26 protein-coding genes are annotated in these 24,610 nt (G+C 68.0%); 14 read left to right on the top strand and 12 right to left on the bottom strand.

The window, feature by feature from the left end; all coding sequences use genetic code 11:
• Position 1: 1 nt before the first annotated feature.
• From M4578_RS04380 to M4578_RS04370, 3 genes are all read left to right on the top strand, one after another.
• Positions 2–793 (top strand): phosphoadenylyl-sulfate reductase, encoded by a 792-nt coding sequence (locus M4578_RS04380; protein ID WP_258092225.1) that lies wholly within the window; start codon positions 2–4, stop codon positions 791–793.
• Positions 790–1,173 (top strand): DUF934 domain-containing protein, encoded by a 384-nt coding sequence (locus M4578_RS04375; RefSeq protein WP_258092224.1) that lies wholly within the window; start codon positions 790–792, stop codon positions 1,171–1,173. The genes M4578_RS04380 and M4578_RS04375 overlap by 4 nt, the downstream gene beginning before the upstream one ends.
• Positions 1,174–1,255: 82 nt before the next feature.
• Positions 1,256–2,119, top strand: a complete 864-nt coding sequence (locus M4578_RS04370) for a ferredoxin--NADP reductase (RefSeq protein ID WP_420854794.1) — start codon at positions 1,256–1,258, stop codon at positions 2,117–2,119.
• Between the two features lie 80 nt (positions 2,120–2,199).
• Here M4578_RS04370 and M4578_RS04365 read toward each other — a convergent pair whose 3' ends face one another.
• Positions 2,200–2,970, bottom strand: coding sequence for a translation initiation factor 3 (locus tag M4578_RS04365; RefSeq protein WP_258092223.1), 771 nt, complete (start codon positions 2,968–2,970; stop codon positions 2,200–2,202).
• Between the two features lie 59 nt (positions 2,971–3,029).
• On the opposite strand from M4578_RS04365, the gene infC reads away from it, so the two are divergent.
• Positions 3,030–3,722, top strand: coding sequence for a translation initiation factor IF-3 (gene infC, locus M4578_RS04360; RefSeq protein WP_338054500.1), 693 nt, complete (start codon positions 3,030–3,032; stop codon positions 3,720–3,722).
• Between the two features lie 202 nt (positions 3,723–3,924).
• Here the strand turns inward: infC and M4578_RS04355 are convergent, their stop codons facing one another.
• The 4 genes from M4578_RS04355 to M4578_RS04340 form a co-directional block, all read right to left on the bottom strand.
• Positions 3,925–4,914: a molybdopterin-binding protein gene (locus tag M4578_RS04355; protein ID WP_258092222.1), complete on the bottom strand. Its 990-nt coding sequence runs from the start codon at positions 4,912–4,914 to the stop codon at positions 3,925–3,927.
• Positions 4,911–5,879: an XdhC family protein gene (locus M4578_RS04350; RefSeq protein WP_258092221.1), complete on the bottom strand. Its 969-nt coding sequence runs from the start codon at positions 5,877–5,879 to the stop codon at positions 4,911–4,913. The genes M4578_RS04355 and M4578_RS04350 overlap by 4 nt, the downstream gene beginning before the upstream one ends.
• A gap of 102 nt (positions 5,880–5,981) precedes the next feature.
• Positions 5,982–7,175: a DegT/DnrJ/EryC1/StrS family aminotransferase gene (locus M4578_RS04345; protein ID WP_258092220.1), complete on the bottom strand. Its 1,194-nt coding sequence runs from the start codon at positions 7,173–7,175 to the stop codon at positions 5,982–5,984.
• 121 nt (positions 7,176–7,296) lie between these two features.
• Positions 7,297–7,959: an HAD-IA family hydrolase gene (locus M4578_RS04340; protein WP_258092219.1), complete on the bottom strand. Its 663-nt coding sequence runs from the start codon at positions 7,957–7,959 to the stop codon at positions 7,297–7,299.
• 110 nt (positions 7,960–8,069) lie between these two features.
• Here M4578_RS04340 and glmU point away from each other — a divergent pair, with 110 nt between their 5' ends.
• The 4 genes from glmU to M4578_RS04320 all read left to right on the top strand — a co-directional run bounded on the left by glmU (position 8,070) and on the right by M4578_RS04320 (position 12,573).
• Entirely contained in the window at positions 8,070–9,419 is a 1,350-nt protein-coding gene (gene glmU, locus M4578_RS04335; RefSeq protein WP_258092218.1) for a bifunctional UDP-N-acetylglucosamine diphosphorylase/glucosamine-1-phosphate N-acetyltransferase GlmU, read from the top strand.
• Between the two features lie 5 nt (positions 9,420–9,424).
• The gene (gene glmS, locus M4578_RS04330) at positions 9,425–11,242 is read left to right on the top strand and encodes a glutamine--fructose-6-phosphate transaminase (isomerizing) (protein WP_258092217.1); all 1,818 of its coding nucleotides are present in this window, start codon (positions 9,425–9,427) and stop codon (positions 11,240–11,242) included.
• Positions 11,243–11,350: 108 nt separating this feature from the next.
• Positions 11,351–11,902 (top strand): pyridoxamine 5'-phosphate oxidase family protein, encoded by a 552-nt coding sequence (locus M4578_RS04325; protein ID WP_258092216.1) that lies wholly within the window; start codon positions 11,351–11,353, stop codon positions 11,900–11,902.
• Positions 11,899–12,573, top strand: a complete 675-nt coding sequence (locus M4578_RS04320) for a DNA alkylation repair protein (RefSeq protein WP_258092215.1) — start codon at positions 11,899–11,901, stop codon at positions 12,571–12,573. Before M4578_RS04325 ends, M4578_RS04320 begins: the two co-directional genes overlap by 4 nt.
• Before the next feature lie 31 nt (positions 12,574–12,604).
• On the opposite strand, the gene M4578_RS04315 is transcribed toward M4578_RS04320, so the two are convergent.
• Positions 12,605–13,711 (bottom strand): acetoin utilization protein AcuC, encoded by a 1,107-nt coding sequence (locus tag M4578_RS04315; RefSeq protein ID WP_258092214.1) that lies wholly within the window; start codon positions 13,709–13,711, stop codon positions 12,605–12,607.
• A gap of 116 nt (positions 13,712–13,827) precedes the next feature.
• On the opposite strand from M4578_RS04315, the gene M4578_RS04310 reads away from it, so the two are divergent.
• Positions 13,828–14,907, top strand: coding sequence for an AbrB family transcriptional regulator (locus tag M4578_RS04310; RefSeq protein WP_258092536.1), 1,080 nt, complete (start codon positions 13,828–13,830; stop codon positions 14,905–14,907).
• A 70-nt stretch (positions 14,908–14,977) separates the two neighbouring features.
• Here the strand turns inward: M4578_RS04310 and M4578_RS04305 are convergent, their stop codons facing one another.
• On the bottom strand, positions 14,978–16,795 hold the full coding sequence (locus M4578_RS04305) for an ABC-F family ATP-binding cassette domain-containing protein (RefSeq protein ID WP_258092213.1): 1,818 nt from the start codon (positions 16,793–16,795) through the stop codon (positions 14,978–14,980).
• A gap of 316 nt (positions 16,796–17,111) precedes the next feature.
• Positions 17,112–18,167 (bottom strand): anhydro-N-acetylmuramic acid kinase, encoded by a 1,056-nt coding sequence (locus tag M4578_RS04300; RefSeq protein ID WP_258092535.1) that lies wholly within the window; start codon positions 18,165–18,167, stop codon positions 17,112–17,114.
• Between the two features lie 97 nt (positions 18,168–18,264).
• Here M4578_RS04300 and tyrS point away from each other — a divergent pair, with 97 nt between their 5' ends.
• Complete coding sequence (tyrS, locus tag M4578_RS04295) at positions 18,265–19,515, top strand: tyrosine--tRNA ligase (protein WP_258092212.1); 1,251 nt, start codon at positions 18,265–18,267, stop codon at positions 19,513–19,515.
• A 120-nt stretch (positions 19,516–19,635) separates the two neighbouring features.
• On the opposite strand, the gene M4578_RS04290 is transcribed toward tyrS, so the two are convergent.
• On the bottom strand, positions 19,636–19,776 hold the full coding sequence (locus M4578_RS04290) for a hypothetical protein (protein WP_258092211.1): 141 nt from the start codon (positions 19,774–19,776) through the stop codon (positions 19,636–19,638).
• Between the two features lie 47 nt (positions 19,777–19,823).
• Between M4578_RS04290 and M4578_RS04285 the strand changes: the two genes are divergently transcribed.
• On the top strand, positions 19,824–20,711 hold the full coding sequence (locus M4578_RS04285; RefSeq protein WP_258092210.1) for a GNAT family N-acetyltransferase: 888 nt from the start codon (positions 19,824–19,826) through the stop codon (positions 20,709–20,711).
• 156 nt (positions 20,712–20,867) lie between these two features.
• Here M4578_RS04285 and M4578_RS04280 read toward each other — a convergent pair whose 3' ends face one another.
• Together M4578_RS04280 and M4578_RS04275 are read right to left on the bottom strand one after the other, a co-directional pair.
• Entirely contained in the window at positions 20,868–21,419 is a 552-nt protein-coding gene (locus tag M4578_RS04280) for a peptidylprolyl isomerase (RefSeq protein WP_258092209.1), read from the bottom strand.
• Positions 21,412–21,918, bottom strand: coding sequence for a peptidylprolyl isomerase (locus M4578_RS04275; protein ID WP_258092208.1), 507 nt, complete (start codon positions 21,916–21,918; stop codon positions 21,412–21,414). Before M4578_RS04275 ends, M4578_RS04280 begins: the two co-directional genes overlap by 8 nt.
• Before the next feature lie 136 nt (positions 21,919–22,054).
• Between M4578_RS04275 and M4578_RS04270 the strand changes: the two genes are divergently transcribed.
• The 3 genes from M4578_RS04270 (at position 22,055) to M4578_RS04260 (ending at position 24,036) form a co-directional block, all read left to right on the top strand.
• Positions 22,055–23,233 carry a phosphoglycerate kinase gene (locus M4578_RS04270; protein WP_258092207.1) on the top strand — a complete coding sequence of 393 codons (1,179 nt, stop codon included), beginning with the start codon at positions 22,055–22,057 and terminating at the stop codon, positions 23,231–23,233.
• Positions 23,234–23,434: 201 nt separating this feature from the next.
• Entirely contained in the window at positions 23,435–23,734 is a 300-nt protein-coding gene (locus tag M4578_RS04265) for an FtsB family cell division protein (protein ID WP_258092206.1), read from the top strand.
• 176 nt (positions 23,735–23,910) lie between these two features.
• Positions 23,911–24,036, top strand: coding sequence for a hypothetical protein (locus M4578_RS04260; protein ID WP_258092205.1), 126 nt, complete (start codon positions 23,911–23,913; stop codon positions 24,034–24,036).
• A gap of 47 nt (positions 24,037–24,083) precedes the next feature.
• Here M4578_RS04260 and M4578_RS04255 read toward each other — a convergent pair whose 3' ends face one another.
• Positions 24,084–24,602, bottom strand: coding sequence for a DsbE family thiol:disulfide interchange protein (locus M4578_RS04255; protein ID WP_420854798.1), 519 nt, complete (start codon positions 24,600–24,602; stop codon positions 24,084–24,086).
• Between the last annotated feature and the right edge of the window lie 8 nt (positions 24,603–24,610).

The following is a 24,610-nucleotide window of genomic DNA, read 5'->3' as shown; positions in this document are numbered from 1 at the left end:
CATGACCGTTCATCTTTCTGCAAATACTCCCGCCGGAGGCGCCCCGGCGCGCAGCCTCGCGGAGTTGCGGGACCTGCGCGAGCGGGTGGCGGCGCTGAACGCGCGCTACCGCCATCATGGCGCGGTGTCGGTGCTCGAGGGCGCGCTGCGCGATCCCGAGGCGGGCAAGATCGCGCTGGTTTCCTCCTTCGGGGCGGAATCGGTGGTGCTCTTGCATCTGGTGGCGCTGATCGACCGGCGCACGCCGGTGCTCTTCATCGACACCCGGCTGCTCTTTGCCGAGACCCTTGCCTATCAGCAGGAGGTGGCCGAACGGCTGCACCTGCAGGACGTGCGCATCCTGCGCACCTCCGAGGCGCAGCTTGCCGACAGCGATCCCCACGGTGCGCTGCGCCTTTCCGACACCGACGCCTGCTGCGCGCTGCGCAAGACCGTGCCGCTGGAGGCCGCGCTGACGGGGTTCGACGGCTGGATCACCGGGCGCAAGCGCTTTCAGTCGCAGACCCGCGCGGCGCTGGATTTCTTCGAGCTCGAAGAGGACACCGGCCGCATCAAGGTCAACCCGCTGGCGCATTGGGCGCCCGAGGACGTGCGCGCCTATATGGACGAAAACCGCCTGCCCCGGCACCCGTTGGTGGCCAGGGGCTACCCCTCGATCGGCTGCGCCCCCTGCACCTCGCCGGTGGCCGAAGGCGAAGACCCGCGCGCCGGACGCTGGCGCGGCGCAACCAAGGACGAATGCGGCATCCATTTCGTGAATGGCCGCATGGTGAGACAAGGACCGAGCACATGAGCATTCTGGTGACCGATGCGGGCTTCGGCCCCGACGACTGGACCCGCGGCTTCGACGGCGCAGCCGCGCTGGAGCTTGCCCCCGAGACCGATCCCGCCACCCTGGAGATCGCGCCGGAGGTGGAGATGATCCGCATCCATTTCCCCAGCTTCGCCGACGGGCGCGGCTTTACCCTGGCGCGGCTGCTGCGGCTGCGCGGCTACAAGGGCCGGCTGCGCGCCGAGGGGCATGTGATCTCGGATCAATATGCCATGGCGCGCCGCGCGGGCTTTGACGAGGTGGAGATTTCCGACGATCTGGCCGCCCGCCAGCCCGAGGAAGACTGGCGCTTTCGCTCAAATTGGCAACAGCACGACTATCAAAGCCGCCTGCGCGGTTAAGCCACCTTTCAAAATCATGTAATACACCTTAGAAAAGGACTCGGATTTTGTTTGCACGCAAACGAAATCCGAGAGATCAGCCATGACCGAGATGACGCCCGTGACCGATACCAATGCCACCGCAGCAGACGCGCCGAAAAAAATGGTGCTGCCCGACGCCCAGACCGTGACCGAGGTCAAGCACTGGACGGACCGCCTGTTTTCCTTCCGCGTGACGCGCCCCGCCTCGCTGCGCTTCCGCTCGGGCGAGTTCGTGATGATCGGCCTCATGGGCGACCCCGATCCCAAGACCGGCAAGCAGAAACCGCTGCTGCGCGCCTATTCCATCGCCTCGCCCTCCTGGGACGAGGAGCTGGAGTTCTATTCGATCAAGGTGCAGGACGGCCCGCTGACCTCGAAGCTGCAGCATATCGAGCCCGGCGACGAGATCATCCTGCGGCCCAAGCCCGTGGGCACGCTGGTGCATGACGCGCTGCTGCCCGGCAAGCGCATCTGGTTCTTCGCCACCGGCACCGGATTCGCGCCCTTCGCCTCGCTGCTGCGCGAGCCGCAGACCTATGAGGATTACGACGAGGTCGTCATTACCCACACCTGCCGCGAGGCGGATGAGCTGCACTACGGGGCGGCGCTGGTCGAAAACCTGAAGACCGACGAGCTGCTGAACGAGGTGATCGGCGAGGGCTTCTGGAAGAAGATCAAATATTACCCGACCACCACCCGCGAAGAGAGTGCCAAGATGGGCCGCATCACCGATCTGATGCGCTCGGGCGAGGCTTTTGCAGATCTCGGCGTGGCGCCGATCAACCCCGAGACAGACCGGGCGATGATCTGCGGCAACCTGGCCTTCAACTTGGAACTCAAGGCGATGCTGGAAGACTGGGGCCTTGAGGAAGGCGCCAATTCCGACCCCAAACAATATGTGGTGGAAAAAGCCTTCCTCGACTGATCCCACCGCTTTCAAGCTGAGATGTCGAATCAAAACCGCCGCGCAATCCCTTGCGCGGCGGTATTTTTTTGACGCAGCCCCTAGAGGCCGAGCTGCTCGCGCAGCTTGTCGAGCGTCGCTTTCAGCAGCTCGGGATTGTCGCGGACCTGTTGCAGCGTGGCCTTGGTGGTGGTCTTGATCATCGGGCTCAGCTCGGACTGGTCCACGTAGTCGATGACCTTGTCGTAATCGAAGCCGTCGACGGTCAGAAGCTCGCCGATCCCGGAGCCGTCGGTTGCCGCCTCGGAGGCGCCGGTCACGCTCTCCAATGCGCCTTGCGCCGCATCCATCGCCTCGCCGGCAGCCTCGCTCGCAGCCTCTGCCGCCTCATTCGCGGTCTCGGTTGCGGCTTCCACGGCCTCCGCGGCGCTTTCGGTGGCCGCCTCCACCGCCTCATCCGCCGCAGCGGCAGCATCGCCAGCGGCGTCGGTCACCGCCTCCATCGCTTCGCCGGCGGCCTCGGTCGCAGTGTCCACCGCGTCCTGCGCTGCCTCGGTGGCGGCGTCCACGGCGGCCTCTGCCGCCTCGCCGGCGCTTTCGACGGCCTCCTGCGCGGCTTCGGTTGCAGCCTCTGCGGCCTCGGTCACGGCCTCGGCCGCCCCCTCGGTCGCCTCGGTGGCGGTCTCCGCCGCCGTATCGGCAACCTCTTCGGCCGCTTGCGCCGCCTCATCGGCGGTTTCGGTCACCGTCGCTGCCGCGTCATCGGCCGCCTCCGCCGTCGGCGTCTGCTCGACGCCCGGAACACCTTTCATCATCCAGGCGACGCCGCCCAGAGCGACCAGGCCGATCACGACGAGAATCAGTTTTTTCATATCCTTGGCATCCTCTTTTATGTGGCGGGCAACAGGATCGGACCCCGCGCCCGCGCTTGGTGCGCCCCGATGTGCGCCAGGGTCGGGTGAACTACAAGGGGAACTCTTGCGGCTTCGGCGCATCTCCGCGGATTTGGCGCTTGAAACGCCGCCGGCTCGGGCTTATTTTGCGCGACCAAAGTATCCACGGCAAAAGGACCGATACCATAGCCCGCAGACCTCACAACGCGCCGCCCACGCGCGACACCGGCCCCCGCGTCAACGACCGTATCCGGGCCCCTGAAATCCGCCTGATTGGCGCAGAGGGCGAAAATCTTGGTGTTCAGCCGCCGCGCCGCGCCATGGAGCTGGCCGAGCAGGCTGGGCTGGATCTTGTCGAGATTTCGCCCAACGCCACCCCGCCGGTCTGCAAGATCATGGATTTCGGCAAGTTCAAATACGAACAGCAGAAGCGCGAATCCGAAGCGCGCAAGAAGCAGAAGATCATCGAGGTCAAAGAGGTCAAGTTCCGCCCCGGAACGGATGTGCATGACTATGATGTCAAGATGCGCAACGTGTTCAAGTTCCTCGAGAATGGCGACAAGGTGAAGGTCACGCTGCGGTTCCGCGGCCGCGAGATGGCGCACCAGAACCTGGGCCGCGAATTGCTGGAACGGGTGGCCGAGGACGTCAAGGATCTGGGCAAGGTCGAGAACATGCCCAAGATGGAAGGCCGTCAGATGATCATGATGATCGGCCCGCTGAGCAAGTAAGCCAAGTAAGCACAGCCTCCTTGCCAGAAACGACCCGCCGCGCCAACGGCGGGTTTTTTCTTGCCCGCCCAAGGCAGTGCCGCACATCCTGCGGTGCAGAGCGCGAGCACGCCAGCGATGCGCGCGGTCTGCAAGGGCGACTCATCGCTGCGGAGCGGTGTCCGGGGCCCGCAGCGTGATGCGGCAGCCGCCCGAGCCGGTCTCAGCTTTCGCGCGGACGCGGGCGCGACGGCGGTTCCTTGAGCAAACCGCCCACCCCCATGCCCATGATGTCGCGCGCGCTCACCTCGACCCCGCAGAGGATGCGCTCGAGCACCCAGTCGGCGCCGTTCAGCGCCGGAGAGCGCGCGCAGCCCGGCAGACCGATGACCGGCTTATCGCCGAGCGCGCCGAAGAACAGCAGATTGCCCGGGTCCACCGGCATCCCGAAATGGGTGACCGTGCCGCCTGCGGCGCGCAGCGCCTCGGGCGCCGTGTCGAGGCTGTCGGAGGTGGCCGAGCCGGTCAGGATCAGCACGATCTCCGCATCGCTCGCGGCGATGGCGGCGGCAAGCGGCGCGGTCTCGTGCGGCACCACCACCGGCGCCGTGAGGGTCACGCCGAACCGCTCGAGCCGGGCCCGGATGGCGCGGCGGCCCTTGGCCGGCACCTCACCGCCGATCGAAGTCTCGATCAGCGCCGCCCTGCCCAGGCGCACCGGCCGCAGGCGCAGCGCGCCCGGCGCGGCGGCGCAGGCCGCCTCCAGCGCCGTCCCGGGCACCGCATAGGAGATGATCTTGATCGTCGCGGCCATGCCCCGCGCCGGCAGGCTCTTCCAGGGCGGCACGGTGGCGACGGTGATCATCGGATGCACCGCGTTCACCGCGTCGATGCGCGCGGCGTCGATCTCGATCACGCCGGCGTCGGTGCTGTGAATGTTCACCCGGCCGGTCGCCGCCCGGCCAAGGCGCAGGCCGGCCCCGTCCGGATCGGGCACCAGCGCCTGCGCGAGCCGCGCGGCGGCGGCATCCTCGCCCACATCGCCGGCTTCCAGCCGCGCCACCACAAGCTCGGCGATGCCCGCCGCCTCGAGCGGCGCCAGATCCTCGGGCGCGATGACCCGGCCCTTGCGCAGCCGCCCGTCGGGCAGCGCCACGGAATGCGCCAGCACGCCGCCCACCGCCTCGGCCAGAGGCACGGCGCCGAATTTCATCCGCCGGTCCTCAGCACCCGGGTCATCTCCGCCAAGATGGAGACGGCAATCTCCGCCGGGCCCGAGGCACCGATGTCGAGCCCCACGGGCCCGTGGATCCGCCCGATCTCGGCCTCGGTGAACCCCGCCGCCTGCATCCGCGCCACGCGCTTGGCCTGGGTTCGGCTCGACCCCAGCGCGCCGATATAGAAACAGCCCGAGCGCAGCGCCAGCTCCAGCGCGGGGTCGTCGAGCTTGGGATCGTGGGTCAGCAGCACCAGCGCGGTCCGCCCGTCGAGCCCGAGCTTTGCCACCGCCTCGTCAGGCCAGTCGTTGAGCAATGTCTCGCCGGGAAAACGGGATTCGGCGCCGAAGGTCTCGCGCGGGTCGACGATGGCGGGGTCGTAGCCGGCGATCTTGGCCATCGGCACCAGCGCCTGGGCGATATGCACCGCGCCCACCACGATCAGCCGCAGCGGCGGGTTGTGAATGGCCACGAAAGTCCGGCTGTCCTCCTCGAATCCCGAGCGGTCCATGCGGAACCGCGTCTCGTGGCCGCGCTCGTCCAGCCGGCGGTCGCCGCTGTCGAGATCGACCACATAGGCCACCGCCCGCCGCGCCGCCCGGGCGGCGCAGAGCCCGTCGAGCAATGCCTCGGGCAGCACCGCGCCCACCGGCTCGACCAGCACCCGGATGGTGCCGCCGCAGGCCAGCCCGACGGCAAAGGCATCCTGATCCGACACCCCGAATTCCAGCTCGCGCACAGCACCTTCCTCAAGCGCCTCGAGCGCCTCGACGATCACCGCGCCCTCGACGCAGCCACCCGAGACCGAGCCCTCGATCTCGCCCTTGCCGGAAATCGCCAGCTGGGCACCAACCCGCCGGGGCGCCGAGCCCCAGGTCTCGATCACCGTGGCCAGCACCGCGCCCCTGCCGTCGCGATGCCAGGCCAGCGCGGTTTCCGGTATGCTGTCAAAGCTGCTCATTGAGACCATCCTCCCTCATCTTTCCATCACATCGCGCGGGCCGGAGCGCCGCTCCAAAGATCCCATGCCCGGGCGGCCCGCCAAGACGGCGCGCCCCACGCCTCAGCCCTGCTGAAACACCGCCGACACCTCGGCGCGCAGGATCCGGGCGATCTGCGCGCAGTCTTCGAGGCTGAAGGTCAGCGGCAGGCGCATATCGACGATGCCCGCCAGCACCCGGTCGCTCGCCGGCATCGGCGCGCTGGGGGCGTAGCGCCATGAATCGTAGCGCGAGGTAAATGCCACGGGCTCGGCGCCGCCGAACCATTTCAGCTCGACCCCGCGGGCGGCGCAGCGCGCCAGCACCTCCTGAACCGCCTCGGGTGCCCAGTCGAGCAGCAGGAACTGGAAGGACGAACCGGCATAGGCCTCGCGCGGGTCGCGGTCGATGAGCCTCAGGCCCGGCGTGTCGCGCAGCCCCTCTTCGACGATGCGGTAACGGTCGTTCCAGCGCGCCACCTGCTGCGGCAGCGCCTGGAGCTGCGGGCGCAGGATCGCCGCGCGCAGGTTGTCCATGCGGCCCGAGACATTCGGTGTCTGGTATTTCACCCGCTCGAAGACCTCGGGCCCCGGCGCCGCGAGATGCCGCTCGTAAAGCATGTAGGAGCCGGACAGAAGCACCGCCCGCGCAGCGATATCGGCGTCGTCGGTGATCAGCAGACCGCCCTCGCCGGAGTTCATATGCTTGTAGGTCTGGGTGGAATAGCAGCCCACGGCGCCATGCCGCCCGGAGGGCACGCCGTTCCAGGCCGCCCCCATCGTATGGGCGCAATCCTCGATCACCGTGACGCCCGCCTCCGAACAAAGCGCCATCAGCCGGTCCATGTCGCAGATATGGCCGCGCATGTGACTCAGCAGGAGCACCCGCGCCTCGCCGATCCGCGCCGCCAGATCGTCGAGGTCGATGACCAGATCTTCGGTCACGCCGACAAAGACCGGCACGGCGCCGAGTGCGGCGATCGCCCCGGGCACCGGCGCCAGCGTGAAGGCATTGGTCAGAACCCTGTCACCGGGGCCGACACCGACCGCGCGCAGCGCACAGCCCAAGGCATAGCCCCCCGAGGCCACCGCCAGCGCATAGCGCGCGCCGGTCATCGCGGCGAACTCCTGCTCGAGCAGAGCGGTCTGCGACAGCTCGCCCTCGGCGACATTGTAGCGGTGCAGGCGCCCGTGGCGCAAAACCTCCAGCGCCGCCGCGATCCCCTCTTCGGGGATCGGCTCCTGCTGGGTGAAACTGCCGGTAAACCGCTCGCTCATGCGTCTTTCATGCGCCCCCGCAGAGACGGCGTCAATGCACCCGCCTGGGAGATTTTTCGTCCGAAAAATCTCTTCGCCCGTCAGGGGCCGATAAAATCTTTCCTTAGAAAGATTTTATCGCTCAGCCCAGCAGCCGCCGGACCTCGCTCCCGAGCGTTCCGAAATGACCGATCAGCCCTTCCGGCTGCAACGCCCGCACCGCCTCGCCATCCGGGCCGAAGGTCACTAGGATGCAGGGCACCCCCGCCGCCGCCGCAGTCTTGCGATCGGTCTCGGTATCGCCCACCAGGCAGCTGCGCGCCACCGCACCGCCCAACCGTGCCACGGCCTCGCGGTAAGGTGCCGGATCGGGCTTGCGCACCGGCAGCGTATCCGCCCCCACCAGCGCCCCGAACAGATCGCGCACCCCGAGCCGGCGCAGCAGATCCTCGGCCAGCCCCTCGGGCTTGTTGGTGCAGATCCCCACACGCACATCCTCCGCGCGCAGCGCCTCGACCGCCGCCACCGCGCCGGGATAAAGCCGCGTGTGCCGGTCGATCGACGCGCCATAGGCGCTCAGCAGGTCCGGAAACCAGCGCTCCACGGTCGCCTCGTCCAACGCGCCCGCCCGCTCCAGCCCCAGCCGCAACATCGCGCGCCCGCCGCGAAAGGCCGTCGCCGCATCCGCCGCCGGATCGAGCCGTACCGCAGCCCCCATGGCCTCGAAGCAGAAATTGGCCGCCGCGATCAGATCGCCGCTGGTGTCCGCCAGCGTCCCGTCGAGATCGAAGATCACCGTGCGCATCGGGCGCGCCCTCCTGTCACAAGCCGAAATCCAACGTGATGCATGCCACCTTGCCCCTTTCCCCGGACCCGATAAAACGGGCGCAGGCAGAACACAAACGAGAAACCGGTATGAGCATCGCCCTGATCATCCTCGCCGCGGGCAAGGGCACCCGCATGGAGTCCGACCTTCCCAAAGTGCTGCACCGCATCGCCCATGCGCCGATGCTGTGGCACGCCATGCGCGCGGGTCAGGCGCTGGAACCCGCCCGCACCGTCGTGGTCGCGGGCCACGAGGCCGAGGCGGTCGCCGCCGCGGCGCAGGAGTATGATCCCGAGGCGCGCGTGGTGATCCAGGCCGAGCAGCTCGGCACCGCCCATGCGGTGGCCCAGGCGGCGCCCGAGCTCGAAGGCTTCGAGGGCGATGCCATCGTGCTTTACGGCGACACCCCCTTCATCAGCCAGGACACGCTCGAAGCCATGGCGCGCGCGCGCGCCAGCCACGATGTGGTGGTGCTGGGCTTCGACGCCGCCGATCCCGGCCGTTACGGCCGTCTGGTGACCGAGGGCGACGCGCTGCTCCGCATCGTGGAATACAAGGATGCCAGCCCGGAAGAGCGCGACATCACCCTGTGCAACTCCGGCGTGGTCGCCGCCGATGCGCAAACGCTTCTGACGCTGATCTCGGAGGTCGGCAACGACAATGCCGCCGGCGAATACTACCTCCCCGACATCGTCGCCCTTGCCCGGGCCCGCGGCCTGACGGCCGGGGTCGTGCATTGCGCCGAGGCCGAGACTCTGGGGGTGAACTCCCGCGCCGAACTGGCGGCCGCCGAAGCCGCCTTTCAGGCCGCAACGCGGGCGCGGCTGCTGGCGGACGGCGTCACCCTGCATGCGCCGGAAACCGTCTATCTGGCCTGGGACACGGTGATCGGCCGCGACGCCGAAATCGAGCCCAACGTCATCTTCGGCCCCGGCGTCACCATCGAGACCGGCGCCCGCATCCGCGCCTTTTCCCATCTCGAAGGCTGTCACGTCAGCCGCGGCGCCATCGTCGGCCCCTTCGCGCGGCTGCGGCCCGGGGCCGAACTGGCCGAGGACACCCATGTGGGCAATTTCGTCGAGATCAAGAACGCATATCTGGGCGAAGGCGCCAAGGCCAACCACCTGACCTATCTGGGCGATGCGGAGATCGGCGAAGGCACCAATATCGGCGCCGGCACCATCACCTGCAATTATGATGGGGTATTCAAGCACCGCACCACCATCGGGCGCAACGCCTTCATCGGCTCGGACACCATGCTGGTGGCGCCGGTGACCGTGGGCGACGGCGCCATGACCGGCTCGGGCTCGGTCATCACCTCGGATGTGGCCCCCGGCGCGCTGGCGCTGGGACGGGCCAAGCAAGTGGACAAACCCGGCTTCGCGACGCGGCTCTTCAACATGCTGCGCGCGAAAAAAGCGAAACAGAACAAGGGCTAATCGAGATGTGTGGAATCGTTGGCGTGCTCGGCACGCATGAGGTCGCGCCGATCCTGGTCGAAGCGCTGAAACGGCTGGAATATCGCGGCTACGACAGCGCCGGCATCGCCACGGTGAACAACGGCCATCTCGACCGCCGCCGCGCGGTTGGCAAGCTGGTGAACCTCTCCGACCGGCTGGTACATGAACCGCTGGCGGGCAAATCCGGCATCGGCCACACCCGCTGGGCCACCCATGGCGCGCCCAGCGAAAAGAACGCCCATCCCCATCGCACGGGTTCGGTGGCGATGGTGCATAACGGAATCATCGAGAATTTCCGCGAGCTGCGCGCCGAGCTCGCCGCCAAGGGGGTCGTTCCCGAAACCGAGACCGATTCCGAAACCGTGGCGATGCTGGCGAGCTACTATCTCGACAGCGGCAAGAGCCCGGCCGAGGCCGCGCGCGAAACCGTGGCGCGGCTCGAAGGCGCCTTTGCGCTCGCCTTCCTCTTCGATGGCGAAGAAGACCTGATGATCGCCGCGCGCAAGGGCTCTCCGCTGGCCATCGGCCATGGCGACGGCGAGATGTTCGTGGGCTCGGACGCCATCGCGCTGGCGCCGCTCACCGATACGATCACCTATCTCGAAGAGGGCGATTGGGCGGTGATCACCCGCCAGGGCGCCGAGATCTTCGATATGCAGAACCGCCGGGTGAACCGCGAGGCCAAGGCGATCCGCATGGATGCCACCCGCATCGACAAGGCCGGCTACAAGCATTTCATGGCCAAGGAGATCGCCGAGCAGCCCACGGTGCTGGCCGATGCGCTGGGCGCCTATCTCGACGGCAACAAGATCACGCTGCCCGGCGCCGATCTCGATTTCACCAAGATCGACCGGCTGACCATGGTCGCCTGCGGCACGGCGTTTTATGCCTGCCTGACGGCGAAATACTGGTTCGAGCGGCTGGCCCACCTGCCCGTCGAGGTCGATATCGCCTCGGAGTTCCGCTACCGCGAACCGCCCGTGCTGCCCGGCACCGTGGCGCTGTTCGTCAGCCAGTCGGGCGAAACCGCCGACACGCTGGCCGCCCTGCGCTATTGCCAGGAAAAGGCCGACAAGATCGTGTCGGTGGTCAATGTCGAAACCAGTTCCATCGCCCGGGAAAGCGATCTGGCGCTGCCGATCCACGCCGGGATCGAAGTGGGCGTCGCCTCGACCAAAGCCTTCACATGCCAGCTCAACGTCTTGCTTTTACTGGCGATCAAGGCCGCGAAGGAACGCGGCACAATGGCCGATTCCGACATCGCCGGGCTGCTCGATCAGCTCCGCGCGCTGCCCGGCGTGTTCAATGCCGCGCTGGATCGCGATACGACGATCGAAACCGCGGCGCAAAAGATCTCCGAGGCGCGCGACGTGCTGTTCCTGGGGCGCGGGATGATGTATCCTCTCGCGCTTGAGGGCGCCCTAAAGCTGAAAGAAATCAGCTATATACACGCCGAGGCTTATGCATCAGGAGAACTCAAGCACGGCCCCATCGCGCTGATCGACAAGACCGTTCCGGTGATTGTCATGGCGCCGCATGACTCGCTTTTCGATAAGACCGTGTCGAACATGCAGGAGGTCATGGCCCGCGGCGGCAAGGTCTGCCTGATCACCGACGCGGCGGGCGCGGCAGAGGCCGGAGAAGGCGTCTGGCAGGTCATCACCCTGCCCGCGGTCGACGAACGGCTCGCCCCGTTGCTCTATGCGCTGCCGGCGCAGCTTCTCGCCTATCACGCGGCGGTCGCCAAGGGCACCGATGTGGACCAGCCGCGCAACCTCGCAAAATCGGTGACGGTGGAATAAGCGCCGGCGGCGCCCGCCCCGGAACGCCTCCGGGACGGGCCCGAGACTATGTCTGGCCACGCCGCCGCAACGCGCTATTCTGCCCTGCGGCAAAAGCGGGAGACCGGTATGGCAAAGCGATTCGACGCTCTGAGCGAAGACCACATGGCCTTTATCGAGGCCCAGCATCTGTTTTTCGTGGGCTCCGCCGCCCCCACGGGGCGGGTGAATGTCTCGCCCAAGGGCATGGATACGCTGCGGATCCTCGGACCCAATCGCATCGCCTTTCTGAACCTCACCGGCTCGGGCAACGAGACGGCGGGCCACCTGCTGGAAGATCCCCGGCTGACGCTCATGTGGTGCAGCTTTGAAAAGCGCCCGCTGATCCTGCGCTGCTACGGCACCGCGCGGATGATCCAGCACAGCGATGCGGGCTGGGGCGAGATGCTCGATCTCTTCCCAGACCTGCCCGGTGCGCGGCAGATCTGCGAGATGGAGATCGACCTGGTGCAGAACTCCTGCGGTTATGCGGTGCCCTTCATGGAATTTTCCGGCGAGCGCGACACACTGACCCGCTGGGCCGAGAACAAGGGGTATGACGGGCTGCGCGATTACTGGGCCACGACCAACAGCGAAACGCTTGACGGCAAGCCCACGGGGATCGAGGCCGACGCCACATGACCCCCGAGGCCGCGCTGGCTGAGATCGCCGCCCATGCGGTCCCCGGTCGGGCCGAAGAGATGCGCGCCTATCACAAGGTGGACCGGACCTATCTGGGCGTGCCCAACCCGGTGCTGAACGATCTCACCCGCGCCTGGCGGCCGGGTCTGGACGTTGAGGCGCGCGTGGCGCTGGCGCGGGGGCTTTGGGACAGCGATGTGTTCGAGGCGCGGCTGGCGGCGGCGAAACTTCTGACCCAGGCGCGCATCCGGCCCGACGATTCCGTCTGGGCGCTGATCCAGAGCTGGGTGCCGGACTTCGACAGCTGGGCCATCGCCGATCACGCCTGTCAGGCCGGGCAGCGGCGCCTGACCGCCGATCACGCGCGCATCGACACGGTGGAGGGCTGGGTGCAAAGCCCGCATATGTGGACCCGCCGCGCGGCGCTGGTGATCACCCTGCCCTGGGCGCGGCTCAATCACCCCTCCGAGGCGGATCTGGCGATCCGCGACCGGGTGCTGGGCTGGGCCGCCTCTTACGTGCCCGACCGCGACTGGTTCATCCAGAAGGCCGTGGCCTGGTGGGTGCGCGATCTCTCGAAACACGATGTTCCCCGCGCGCAGGGGTTTCTGGACGCCCACGGCGGCGGGCTGAAGCCCTTCGCCCTTCGGGAAGCCTCGAAATACCTCTGAGACCTGTTTCGGGACAGGCCGAAAGCCCATCTCACAGCCGCTGCCGCAGCACGGCGACCCCGTCGCGGATCTCCTCCCGCACCGGCCCGTCGCGGGGCGCATCGCGCAGCGTCGCCAGCAGCTCCGGCGCGGGCCGGCCCTTGCGGGACCATGTGAGAGCCGCAAGAAAGGCGCACGCCTCGCCGGGCAGATCCTCGGGCAGCGCCTGCCCCGACAGCGTTGCCCAGCATCCCGCCCAGCAACGCGCCACGCTCCAGGGATTGTAGCCGCCGCCGCCCGACATAATCAGCCTCGGCGCCAGCGCGTAGAGCGCCGCGACCGCGCGGAAATGGCTGTTGTTCGACAGCGCCAACCGTGACAGCGGATCCTCGGTCAGCGCATCGGCGCCGCATTGCAGAAAGACCACATCGGGCGCGAACCCGTCGACGGCGGGCAGGATCAGCTCTTCCAGCACATAGGCGAACTCGCTGTCGTTGAACCCGCGCGGCACCGGCAGGTTGACCGCCGCACCGCCGCCGGTGTCCTCCAGCGCGCCGGTAAAGGGCCAGCGCCGGTCCTCGTGCACCGAGATCACCCGGACCTGTTCAGAACCGTGAAAAGCGATCTCCACCCCGTCGCCGTGATGCGCGTCGATATCCACATAGGCCACGCGGCGCGCCCCCAGCCGCAGCAAATGCCGGATGGTCAGCACCGGCTCGTTGAGAAAGCAGAACCCCGCCGCGCGGTCGGCCAGCGCGTGATGGGTGCCGCCGCCGGCGTTGTAGACGGCGCGCGCCTGCCCCGACATCACCAGCTCTGCCGCCAGCAGCCCGCCGCCCACGGCTGTGGCAGGGCGGCGGAACATCTCGGGGAAGATCGGGTTGGAGAGCGTGCCGAGTCCATGGCGCGCGCGGATCTCCTCGCTGATCGCGCCGGCGCGTTCCGCCGCTGCCAGGGCGGCGATATAGGCGGGCGTGTGAAACCCGGTCAGCGCGGCGGCTTTGGCGCGGGGGCTGGTACGGTAGAGCTCTGGCGGCATCCAGCCGAGGCTGCGGGCAAGATCCGTCGCCGCCGGCACACGCTCGATCGAAAGCGGGTGACGCGCGCCATAGCGCGACCCGCGATAGATGTCCGATCCGATGAAAAGCGCGCGTCGCATGCGCATGGTCTAGACCGCCCGGCGGCAAAGGCAAGCCTTCGCGCCGAAGGTGAAACTCTCACGACAAGCGCCGCGCCCCGTTGCACATTCCCGGCGCATCCGCTTATCTCGCGCGCATGTATGGCGCCTCGCTGACCCTCCGCACAATCGGTCTGACCGCCGCCCTGCTGGCGCTTGGCGCATTGGGCGGGCTGCTGGCACAGGCCGCGCATCTGCCGATGCCCTTCATGCTGGGCAGCCTCGGCAGCGCCGGGCTGGCCACGGCGCTGTTCCAGCACGGGGCGCTGCGAGATTACAGCTTTCCCATGCGCTTCCGCACGCTGTTCATCGGGCTGATCGGCGTGATGATCGGCACCCAGGTGCGCCCCGAACTGCTGAACGAAGCCGGGGACATGCTGCTGACCCTGTCGGCGCTGGCGCTGTTCGTGGTGCTGGCCCATGCGGGCAACTACACGATCTTTCGCCGTCTCGGACGCTATGACCGTGCGACGGCCTATTACGCCGGCACCCCCGGCGGGCTGATGGAAAGCCTGGTGATGGGCGAACGCGCCGGCGCCGACCTGCCGCTGCTCACCGCGCAGCAGTTCCTGCGCATCATCCTGGTGATCACCCTGGTGCCCTCGGCGCTGTCGCTCTGGCTCGGCCATCCGGTGGGCAGCGCGGCCGGGGCCAGCGCCGTCCCCGCCGCGCCGGTCTCGCCGCCGGCGCTGCTGCTGATCCTCGTCGCGGCGGGGGCCGGGCTGGGCATCGCGCAGGTGATCCGCCTGCCGGCAGGCCAGATCACCGGGCCGCTGCTGCTCTCGGCGGCGCTGACGCTGACCGGCGCGGTGGATCTGCATCTGCCGTTCTGGCTGATTGCCACGGCGCAGGTGGTGGTGGGGGTTTCGCTTGGGCTGCGCTTTTCGGGCATGACAGCGGCGATGCTGCGCCGCTCGCTCGGGCTGAGCCTGGTGTCGGTGCTCTTCATGCTGGCGCTCGGGGCGGGGTTTGCCACGCTGCTGACCAAGGCCACGGGGCTGCCCTTCCTGCTGCTGATGATCTCCTACTCGCCGGGCGGGGTGACCGAGATGTCGGTGATCGCGCTGAGCCTCGCCGCCAACCCGGCGCTGGTGAGCCTGCACCATGTGGTGCGTATCCTCTTCACCGTGGGCGTCATGAGCGCCGCCGAACGCCATGTCGATCTGACCAGGGACTGAGGGGCGCGGCAAATTCCTTCGAAGGAATTTGCAAGAGTTTTCAAAAACTCTTGCCCGCCTGGCCCGACGCTCAGCCCGCCGCCTCGGCCTTTTCCTCCAGCATCAGCCATTCCTCCTCGGCCGCCGCGAGCTTGTCCTGCCGCTCGGTCAGCGCCTCGGTCGCCTTGCGGAACTTCACCGGCTCGCGCGCGAACAGCTCCGGATCGGCCAGCAGCGCCTCGAGCTTGCCGATCTCCGCCTCGAGCCGCTCGATCAGCCCCGGCAGCTCTTCCAGCCGGTGCTTTTCGGTGAAGCTGAGCCCGGTCTGCGGCTTCGGCGGCACCTTGGGCTTCGGCGCCTCTTTCGCCGCCTTCCCGATCTTGGCGGGGGCGGACGCCGTCTCGGCCCGCTGCGCCTGGTAATCGCTCCAGCCGCCGGCATAGACCACCACCTGCCCGTTGCCCTCCATCGCCACCGTCGTGGTGGCGATCCGGTCGAGGAAATCCCGGTCGTGGCTGACGATCAGCACCGTGCCGTCATACTCGCCCAGCAGGTCCTGCAACAGATCCAGCGTCTCCACATCGAGATCGTTGGTCGGTTCGTCCAGCACCAGCAGGTTGCTCTCCCTGGCCATCAGCTTGGCCAGCAGCAGCCGCGCCTTTTCGCCGCCCGAGAGCGAGCGCACCGGCGCCCGCGCCTGCCGTTCGTCGAAGAGGAAATCCTTGAGATAGCCCACCACATGGCGCGGCTCGCCGCGCACCAGCACCTGATCGGCCTTGCCCGAAACCCGCATCTCCTTGTCGCCGGTGAGGCTCTCCCAGAGGCTCATGTCGGGGTCGAGCTGCGACCGCGACTGGTCGAAGACCGCCGGCACCAGATTGGTGCCGAGCTTCACGCTGCCCGCATCCGGCGCCAACTCGCCGATCAGCATGCGGATAAGGGTGGTCTTGCCGGTGCCGTTGGGCCCCACAAAAGCCACCCGGTCGCCGCGCTGCACGGTCAGCGAGAACTCCCGGACGATGGTCTTGTCGCCAAAGACCTTGGTGAGCCCCGTGGCCTCGATGACCTTCTTGCCGGAGACCGGTGCCGAGGCCAGCTCCATCGCCGCCACGCCCTGCCGCCGGATCATGCCCGCGCGGTCCTGCCGCAGCGCCTTCAGCGCCCGCACCCGCCCCTGGTTGCGGGTGCGGCGGGCCGAGATACCCTCGACCGCCCATTTCGCCTCGGATTTGATCTTGCGGTCGAGCTTGTGGCGGGCCTCGTCCTCCTCGGCCCAGATCTTGTCGCGCCAGTCCTCGAAGGCCCTGAACCCCTGTTCCTGCCGCCGCACCGCGCCCCGGTCGATCCAGAGCGTCGCGCGGGTCAGTTCCTCAAGGAACCGCCGGTCGTGGCTGATCAGGACAAAAGCCTTGCGGGTGCCCTTCAGCTCGGTCTCCAGCCACTGGATCGCGGCGATGTCGAGGTGGTTGGTGGGCTCGTCGAGCAGCAGAACGTCCGGGTCCTGCGCCATCAGCCGCGCCAGCGCCGCACGTCGGCGCTCGCCGCCCGAGGCGGTGGCGACGGGGCGGTCCGGATCGAAGCCCAGCCCCTGGCCCGCGGCCTCGACCAGATACATTTCGGCGGGCCCCAGCCCTTGCGCGGCATAGTCGCCCAGCGTCTCGAACCCCGAAAGATCCGGCTCCTGCTCCATATAGCCGACGCTGGTGCCTGCGGGCACGACGCGGGTGCCGCTGTCGGCCTCGACCAGCCCAGCCATGACCTTCATCAGCGTGGATTTGCCCGAGCCGTTGCGCCCCACCAGCGCGACGCGGTCGCCGGGCTGGACATTGAGCGAGAGGCCGGAAAAGACCGGCTCGCCCCCGAAGGTGAGCGAGATGTCGGAGAGCTGGAGAAGCGGTGCCTGTGCCATGTGCGATGCGCTATGTCGGGACGCGCGGCGCGTCAAGGGGCGGTCGCCGCGGGACTGTGCGCTTGCTGGCTGGCATGCGATGGGCAGGATTGCCCACCCTACGCGAAGCGGGCCGCAGCGCACGGACAAAACCCTCAGACAAAACCCCTCAGAAAACCCGCACCGGCCCCGTTCCGGGGCCTCGGCCTGTCGCCCCGGCAGCGGGTGTCGTCTGGTGTCCTTGCTCACACCCGACGCCCTTGCCCGGCGCAAGGACCACAATCGCATGGGACGCCCCCGTAGGGTGGGCAATCCTGCCCACCGCCCCCGCCCGACCTCACACCCGGCTGATCCGCCCGCCGCTCACCGGCGCCGCCACCCCCGTGGTGCCCGGCGCCGAGGTCGGCAGCCCGCGCGCCACCCGCACCGCGAGATAGGCAAAGGCCTGCGCCTCGAGCATATCGCCGTCGAGCCCCACGCGCTCCACCGGCTCCACCGCGCAATCGAGCCCCGCCGCCAGCATCGCCATCATCACCGGGTTCTTGCGCCCGCCCCCGGTGACCAGCAGCCGCTGCGGCGCAGAGGGGCAATGCTCCAGCCCCAGCATCACCGCCGTGGCCGCCATCGCCGTCATCGTCGCCGCCGCATCCGCGTCCGACAGCTCGCGCACGAGATCGAGCATCAGGGAAAAATCATCCCGGTCCAGGGATTTGGGCGGGATCTTGCGGAAATACCCTTCCTCCAGGAACAGCTCCAGCGCCCCCTCCACAACCGCGCCCCGCGCCGCCAGCGCCCCGTCCCGGTCGCAATCGAGCCCCAGCCGCTCGGCCACCAGATCGTTGAGCGGCGCGTTTGCCGGGCCGGTATCGAAGGCCAGCAGCGCCCCGTCCAGATCCGGCTGCGGCCAGAGCGGATCGACCCAGGTGAGGTTGCCCACCCCCCCGAGATTCAGAAAGGCCAGCGGCGCGCGTGCGCCGATCCACTGCGCGCAGGCGAAGTGAAAGAACGGCGCCAGCGGCGCCCCCTCGCCCCCCAGCGCCACATCGGCCGAGCGGAAATCCCACACCACATCGCAGCCCAGCACCGCCGCCAGGGCTTCGCCGTCGCCAAGCTGATGCGTGCCCCGCCCCTGCGGCTCATGCGCCAGCGTCTGGCCGTGGAACCCCACCAGATCCGCCTGCGGAAACTGCGTCAGAAGCTCTTCATGCGCCCCCTGCACCACCGCCAGCGCGGCGCTCACATCCTCTCCCGGCCAGCGCCCGAGCGCGTCGCGCAGCACCGCACGTTCCGTCTCGGAATAAGGCCGGTAGCCCCGCTCTCCGAATTCGAGGATCTGCTTGCCATCGGTCAGCACCATGGCCGCATCGACCCCGTCGAGCGACGTGCCCGACATTGTACCCAGCGCCCAGACCGGCGCATCGTTCAACTTACCCTTCACCTCAGCCCGCCCCACGCTTATAGGAACGAACGAACTATACGAGGGAAGCCCCATGACCTACCATCCCAAATCGGATTTCATGAATGTCATGATGGAGCGTGGCTTTCTGGCCGATTGCACCGATTATCAGGGGCTCGACGAGGCGCTGACCAAAGGGGTGGTGCCGGGCTATATCGGCTTCGACGCCACGGCGAAATCGCTGCATGTGGGCTCGCTCATCCAGATCATGATGCTGCGCTGGCTGCAAAAGACCGGCCACCAGCCGATCACCCTCATGGGCGGCGGCACCACCAAGGTGGGCGATCCGAGCTTCCGCGCCGACGAGCGCCCGCTGCTGACGCCGGCGCAGATCGACGACAATATCTCGGGCATCAGGCAGGTCTTCGCGAAATATCTCGATTACGAGCAGGCCGGGAATCCGGCGCTGATGCTGAACAACGCCGAATGGCTGGACGGGCTCAATTACCTCGACTTCCTGCGCGACATCGGGCGGCATTTCTCGGTCAACCGGATGCTGAGCTTTGAATCGGTGAAATCCCGGCTCGACCGCGAGCAGTCGCTGAGCTTCCTCGAATTCAACTACATGATCCTGCAGGCCTATGATTTCCTCGAACTGAACCGCCGCTACGGCTGCCTGTTGCAGATGGGCGGCTCGGACCAGTGGGGCAATATCGTCAACGGCATCGACCTCACCCGCCGGGTGCTGGATGCCGAGATCTACGGGCTGACCTCGCCGCTGCTGACCACCTCGGACGGCAAGAAGATGGGCAAATCGCAGGACGGCGCGGTCTGGCTGAATGCCGATATGCGCGCGCCCTACGAGTTCTGGCAGTTCTGGCGCAACACCACCGATGCCGATGTGGGCCGGTTCCTCAAGCTCTATACCGAGATGGACGTCGCGGAATGCGACCGGCTGGGCGCGCTGGCGGGCTCCGAGATCAACGCGGCCAAGATCGTGCTCGCCAATGCGGTGACCACGCTCTGCCACGGCGCCGAGGCCGCTGCGGCGGCGGAAGCCACCGCGCGCGAGGTCTTCGAGAAGGGCGGCGTGGGCGACGACCTGCCGACGCTGGAGCTGACCGCCGAAGAGATCGGCGACGGCATCTCGATCGTGCAGGTGATCGTGCGCGCGGGTCTGGCGAAATCCGGCAAGGAGGCGAAACGGCTGATCGCCGAGAACGGCGCCCGCATCGACGATGCGCCGCTGAGCGATGCCGGGCTGATGCTGGACGCGGGGGCGCTGGCCTCGCCGGTCAAGCTCTCGGCAGGCAAAAAGCGCCACGCGTTGGTGAAACTCGCCTAAGACACAGGAGCGGTGGGCAGAATTGCCCACCCTACCGCGCGCCGCCACGCGCAACCCGCGCCCCGGACCCGATCCGGGGCCTCGTGCCCTATGGCCCACCCCGGCACGCCGAAACGCCCCTCAGAACACCGCCTGGAGCAGCGCCAGCGCGGCAAAGGGCAGCGACAGCGCCGTGGCCAGCAACAGCGCCGCGGCGGCGGTCGGTTTCGGACGGGGGGCCACAACGGCCTGCGAACGGGGCGCGGGATGTCTCTGTCTCATGCGGCCCATTAACCACGGATTCACTTTCCGATTCCTTAATCGGGATCATGGAATCGCTGCGCCTGCCCCTGACGCAATCGCCCGAATACGCCCGCACCCTGCGCTGTCTCGGGGTGCCGCTGCGCCAGGGCTTCGCGGGCTCCGCCCGCGCGCCGGCGCTGTCCTGGCTCATCCAGTCGCGCCGCCTGCCGGTGCTGGGGCATGTGGAGCTGCTGTCGCGCGGCCCGGTGGCGCGCCGCGCCGCCGATCTCGAAGACTGGCTGCCGCTCTGCCGCAACCGGCGCCGCGTACCGCTGCTGCTCAATGCCGACGGCCCCGAGGCACCGGCACTGCGCCGCGCCGGGTTCTGGCCGCTGATCACCCCTGCCACCATCGCGCTGCTGCCGCTCGGGACCGACTCCGCCATGCGCGCCGCGATGCATCCGAAATGGCGCAGCCACCTGAACCGTTTGGAGCGTCAAGCCCTTCGGATCTCGCGCCACCCGCTCGCGGCCGATCACTGGCTGCTGGACGCCGAGGCGCGGCAGGCCCGCGCGCGCCGCTACCGCAGCCTGCCTCCGGGGCTGCTGATCGCCTTCGCCCAGACCAACCCCGGCAAGGCACTGATCTGGGAGGCGCGCCACAACGGCGCGCCCGTCGCCGCCATCGCGGTGCTGCGCCACGGCCGCATGGCCACATGGCAGATCGGGGTCACGCTGTCCGAGGGCCGCAAGCGCGGTGCCATGACCGCGCTGCTCTGGGAGGCGATGCGCTGGCTTGCCGGGCACGGCCACGACCTGCTCGATCTCGGCATGCTCAATTCCGACGACGCCCCTGGCCTGACCCGTTTCAAGCTGCGCAGCGGCGCCCGCGCGCATCGCCTGGGCGGCACCTGGCTGCACCTGAACGCGCTCGCCCCCATCGCCCGGCGTCTGCCCCCGGCGCTCGCCGCCTGACGGGCGTTCATCTTTCCGCAAATACTCGAAAGGGGAGGTGAATTGGCCCCGAAGGGCCAAGAGGAGGGCGCCGCCCTCCTCACCCGCGCCCGGCCGCCAGCGGCGGCAGGGCGCAAGACCGGCGCGCGCCCGCAGGCGCGCCCCGCGCGATCACGCTCAGTCGGTGACCTTGACCGACACCATCACATCCGGCTGGCCCACGACCGCCCCGTTGCGCCCGGTGCCGCGCTTGATGGCATCGACCACATCCATGCCCGAGGTCACCTCGCCCACCACGGTATATTGCCCGTTCAGATGCTGCGCCGGAGCGAACATGATGAAGAACTGCGAATTCGCCGAATCCGGGCTTTGCGACCGCGCCATGCCGACGGTGCCGCGGTCAAAAGACTTGCCCGAGAACTCCGCCTTCAGATCCGGCAGATCCGATCCGCCCATCCCCGCCATGCGCATGTCGCCGCCGATCTTGCCATATTGCACATCGCCGCTCTGCGCCATGAAGCCCTCGATCACGCGGTGGAACACCACCCCGTCATAAGCCCCTTGCTGCGCCAGCGTGGTGATGCGCTTGACATGGTCTGGCGCCACATCGTCGAACAGCGCGATGTGAAAGGTGCCGTTGGCCCCTTCGCCCTGCACCGTCACATCCAGCCCCGCCGCCGAGAGCGGCGCGGCCAGAAGGCAGAGCAGCCCCGCTGCCAGATTACGCATCGGCCGCCACCTTGACGCTGACCATGCGGTCGGGGCTCGCGGGCGGCTCGCCACGGGTGATCGCATCCACATGCGCCATGCCGTCGATGACCCGGCCATAGACGGTGTATTGACCGTTCAGGAAATGGTTGTCCTTGAAATTGATGAAGAACTGCGAATTCGCCGAATTCGGGTTCATCGAGCGCGCCGCGCCCAGCGTGCCCCGGTCATGCGGCAGTTTCGAGAATTCCGCCGGCAGATCCGGCAGATCCGACCCGCCGGTGCCGGCGCGGCGGATGTTGAATTCTTTCTCCATGTTGCCATGGGCCACATCGCCCGTCTGCGCCATGAAACCCTCGATCACCCGGTGGAAGGCGACGTTGTCATAGGCGCCGGCCCGCGCCAGCTCCTTCATCCGCTCCACATGTTTGGGTGCCACGTCGGGCAGCAGCTCGATCGTCACGGTGCCGTCCTTCAGCTCCATGAGGATCGTGTTCTCGGGGTCCTTGATCTCGGCCATATCGTGTCACTCCCTATGCGCCTAAAGCTCGCTCCCGACTTAATCCGCCCCTGCGCGATTGCCAAGAGACGGGCGCGCATTGACGCCGCCCGCCCTTCGGGGCAGACCTTTCACAACGATTTGACCGGAGGATAACATGGCCTGGAAAACCCTCGACGACATGGAGCTTGACGGCAAGCGCGTGCTGACCCGTGTCGACATCAACGTGCCCGTGGAAAACGGCGAGGTCACCGACGCCACCCGCATCGAGCGCGTCGGCCCCACCGTGCAGGACATCCTGTCGCGCGGCGGCAAGCCGGTGCTGCTGGCGCATTTCGGCCGGCCCAAGGGCAAGGTGGTGCCCGAGATGTCGCTGAAGATGCTGGTGCCCGCCATCGAGGCGGCCTTCGGCACCAAGGTGCATTTCGCCACGCTGGACGAGGCCGAGGTGGTGATCGACGCCTGCGATCCGGGCGGGGTCGTGCTGCTCGAAAACACCCGCTTCGAGCCGGGCGAAGAGAAAAACGACCCCGAGCTGGCCAAGCGCTATGCCGCGCTTGGCGACATCTATTGCAACGACGCCTTCTCGGCGGCGCACCGCGCCCATGCCTCGACCGAGGCGCTGGCGCATCTGCTGCCCGCCTGCGCGGGCCGGCTGATGCAGGCCGAGCTCGAGGCGCTCGACGCCGCGCTCGGCGCGCCCAAGCGCCCGGTGCTGGCGGTGGTCGGCGGCGCCAAGGTCTCGACCAAGCTGGAATTGCTGGGCAATCTGGTGGAAAAGGTCGATCTTCTGGTGATCGGCGGCGGCATGGCCAACACCTTCCTCGCCGCGCAGGGCATCGACGTGGGCAAATCGCTTTGCGAACACGAGATGGCCGGCACCGCGAAGGAGATTCTCGCCAAGGCCGGCACCGCCGGCTGCGAGATCCTGCTGCCCGCCGATGTGGTGGTGGCGCGTGAATTCCGCGAAAACGCCCCCTCCGAGACGGTGCCCGCCGATGCCTGCCCCGCCGATGCGATGATCCTCGACGCCGGACCCGAGGCGGTCGAGGCGATCAAGGCCGCCATCGACAAGGCCGAAACGCTGATCTGGAACGGCCCGCTCGGCGCCTTCGAGATCGCGCCCTTCGACGCGGCGACCAACGCCGCCGCCGCCCATGCGGCCACCGCCACCGCCCATGGTCAGCTCGTCTCGGTGGCCGGTGGCGGCGACACGGTCGCGGCGCTGAACAAGGCCGGCGCGGCGGAGGATTTCACCTATATCTCCACCGCCGGCGGCGCCTTCCTGGAATGGATGGAAGGCAAGGTCCTACCCGGCGTCGCGGCGCTGGGCTGAGGCCCGCTCCGCCGCTGCGCGGGGTCCGGGGTGGGTAACTCTTGCCCACCGCTCTCCGGAACGCCGCGCATCCCGCCGCGATCACGCGGTTTTTCCTCATAAGCGCGTCACAGGGGATTCCCTTTGCGAATCACCTGTGGCATAGTCTGTCTTACGCATCCGGAAGAGATGCGGTTGTCGAGGCAGAGCAAGAGCGCAGCCATGAGCGCAAGGCGCAAACCCGCATTCGGTGTCGTGATCTACGCGGCCATCACCCTGAGCCTTTCGGGCTATTTCGTCTTTGCCGCCGTGCAGGGCGATTTCGGCCTGTTCCGCCGCGCCGAGATCGAAGTCGAGGGCGACAAGCTCGCGGCCGAGCTGGCCCAGCTCGAGGATCAGGTCGCGCGAATGGAAAACCTCACGCACCGGCTGTCGGACGATTATCTCGATCTCGACCTGCTCGACCAGCAGGCCCGCGATGTGCTGGGCCTGATGCGCTCCGACGAAATCGTCGTGCGCTGAGCCCTGCGGCGCGCGCCGCCCGGCGAACGCCCGCTCACCCGCCGCTTTCCTGTGCAGATCTCCGCCGCTTTGCCGGGCGCCGCCCGCCGGACAGGCGGCAGGGCTTGAAACACCGCCCCGAAGCGCCCCATCTCTGCTGAAAAGACAAGTCATAACAACCCGACCGAGGCAGCAGAATGAAAACCCTGACCATCCTACAGGCCGCCGCGCTTGCGGTGCTCTCGATCTTTGGCGCCTATGCGGCCCATGGCCAGCCGCCGGCCTGCACCGAAAGCCACAACAGCGCGCCCTGCGATCTCTGATCTCTCCCGGGTGTTGCACAGGCCGCGCCTCAGCGGCGCTGGCAGGCTCAGCGGCCAAGCGCCTCGTGCAGCTTGGGCAGGAAGACGTCGGTGTAAAGCGTGCCCGCCAGCGGCCCGGTGTGCTTGTGCAGCACCGTGCCATCTCCCGCGACGATGAACGTCTCGGGCGGGCCGGTCACCCCCCATTCGATCGCCGTGCGCCCTTGCGGGTCATAAGGCACCCCGATGAAGGGCGACTGCGCTTCGGTCAGATAGCCCGCCGCCGCCCCCGTCTTGTCCTTGAAATTCACACCGACGATGCGCACGCCCTCGGCCTGCAACTCGAGCAGGCGCGGATGCTCTGCCCGGCAGGGCGGGCACCAGGAGGCCCAGAAGTTCACCACCGTCACCTCGCCGCTGCGCAGATCCGCGTCGCTGACCGAGGGGAAGCCCTCCAGCGTCTCGGCGGGCAGCGCCGGCGCGGCGCGGCCGATGAAGGTCGAGGGCAGATCGCGGGTATTGCCCCGCTGCATGCCCAGATAGGCCATCACTGCAAAAGCCGCGAAGATCAGCGGCGGCAGGATCATCAGCAGAG

It is taken from the genome of Salipiger pentaromativorans, from assembly GCF_024721115.1.
GTDB lineage: Bacteria > Pseudomonadota > Alphaproteobacteria > Rhodobacterales > Rhodobacteraceae > Salipiger > Salipiger pentaromativorans.
The sequence above is the reverse complement of the archived record's forward strand: the minus strand, read 5'-3'. Positions and strand labels throughout refer to the sequence as shown.

What these genes read in the sequence shown, in the direction of transcription:
- M4578_RS04380 (WP_258092225.1), top strand. Translation starts at nt 2, where the DNA reads ATGACCGTTCATCTTTCTGCAAATACTCCCGCCGGAGGCGCCCCGGCG.
- M4578_RS04375 (WP_258092224.1), top strand. Translation starts at nt 790, where the DNA reads ATGAGCATTCTGGTGACCGATGCGGGCTTCGGCCCCGACGACTGGACC.
- M4578_RS04370 (WP_420854794.1), top strand. Translation starts at nt 1,256, where the DNA reads ATGACCGAGATGACGCCCGTGACCGATACCAATGCCACCGCAGCAGAC.
- M4578_RS04365 (WP_258092223.1), bottom strand. Translation starts at nt 2,970, where the DNA reads ATGAAAAAACTGATTCTCGTCGTGATCGGCCTGGTCGCTCTGGGCGGC.
- M4578_RS04355 (WP_258092222.1), bottom strand. Translation starts at nt 4,914, where the DNA reads ATGAAATTCGGCGCCGTGCCTCTGGCCGAGGCGGTGGGCGGCGTGCTG.
- M4578_RS04350 (WP_258092221.1), bottom strand. Translation starts at nt 5,879, where the DNA reads ATGAGCAGCTTTGACAGCATACCGGAAACCGCGCTGGCCTGGCATCGC.
- M4578_RS04345 (WP_258092220.1), bottom strand. Translation starts at nt 7,175, where the DNA reads ATGAGCGAGCGGTTTACCGGCAGTTTCACCCAGCAGGAGCCGATCCCC.
- M4578_RS04340 (WP_258092219.1), bottom strand. Translation starts at nt 7,959, where the DNA reads ATGCGCACGGTGATCTTCGATCTCGACGGGACGCTGGCGGACACCAGC.
- glmU (WP_258092218.1), top strand. Translation starts at nt 8,070, where the DNA reads ATGAGCATCGCCCTGATCATCCTCGCCGCGGGCAAGGGCACCCGCATG.
- glmS (WP_258092217.1), top strand. Translation starts at nt 9,425, where the DNA reads ATGTGTGGAATCGTTGGCGTGCTCGGCACGCATGAGGTCGCGCCGATC.
- M4578_RS04325 (WP_258092216.1), top strand. Translation starts at nt 11,351, where the DNA reads ATGGCAAAGCGATTCGACGCTCTGAGCGAAGACCACATGGCCTTTATC.
- M4578_RS04320 (WP_258092215.1), top strand. Translation starts at nt 11,899, where the DNA reads ATGACCCCCGAGGCCGCGCTGGCTGAGATCGCCGCCCATGCGGTCCCC.
- M4578_RS04315 (WP_258092214.1), bottom strand. Translation starts at nt 13,711, where the DNA reads ATGCGACGCGCGCTTTTCATCGGATCGGACATCTATCGCGGGTCGCGC.
- M4578_RS04310 (WP_258092536.1), top strand. Translation starts at nt 13,828, where the DNA reads ATGTATGGCGCCTCGCTGACCCTCCGCACAATCGGTCTGACCGCCGCC.
- M4578_RS04305 (WP_258092213.1), bottom strand. Translation starts at nt 16,795, where the DNA reads ATGGCACAGGCACCGCTTCTCCAGCTCTCCGACATCTCGCTCACCTTC.
- M4578_RS04300 (WP_258092535.1), bottom strand. Translation starts at nt 18,167, where the DNA reads ATGTCGGGCACGTCGCTCGACGGGGTCGATGCGGCCATGGTGCTGACC.
- tyrS (WP_258092212.1), top strand. Translation starts at nt 18,265, where the DNA reads ATGACCTACCATCCCAAATCGGATTTCATGAATGTCATGATGGAGCGT.
- M4578_RS04290 (WP_258092211.1), bottom strand. Translation starts at nt 19,776, where the DNA reads ATGAGACAGAGACATCCCGCGCCCCGTTCGCAGGCCGTTGTGGCCCCC.
- M4578_RS04285 (WP_258092210.1), top strand. Translation starts at nt 19,824, where the DNA reads ATGGAATCGCTGCGCCTGCCCCTGACGCAATCGCCCGAATACGCCCGC.
- M4578_RS04280 (WP_258092209.1), bottom strand. Translation starts at nt 21,419, where the DNA reads ATGCGTAATCTGGCAGCGGGGCTGCTCTGCCTTCTGGCCGCGCCGCTC.
- M4578_RS04275 (WP_258092208.1), bottom strand. Translation starts at nt 21,918, where the DNA reads ATGGCCGAGATCAAGGACCCCGAGAACACGATCCTCATGGAGCTGAAG.
- M4578_RS04270 (WP_258092207.1), top strand. Translation starts at nt 22,055, where the DNA reads ATGGCCTGGAAAACCCTCGACGACATGGAGCTTGACGGCAAGCGCGTG.
- M4578_RS04265 (WP_258092206.1), top strand. Translation starts at nt 23,435, where the DNA reads ATGAGCGCAAGGCGCAAACCCGCATTCGGTGTCGTGATCTACGCGGCC.
- M4578_RS04260 (WP_258092205.1), top strand. Translation starts at nt 23,911, where the DNA reads ATGAAAACCCTGACCATCCTACAGGCCGCCGCGCTTGCGGTGCTCTCG.
- M4578_RS04255 (WP_420854798.1), bottom strand. Translation starts at nt 24,602, where the DNA reads ATGATCCTGCCGCCGCTGATCTTCGCGGCTTTTGCAGTGATGGCCTAT.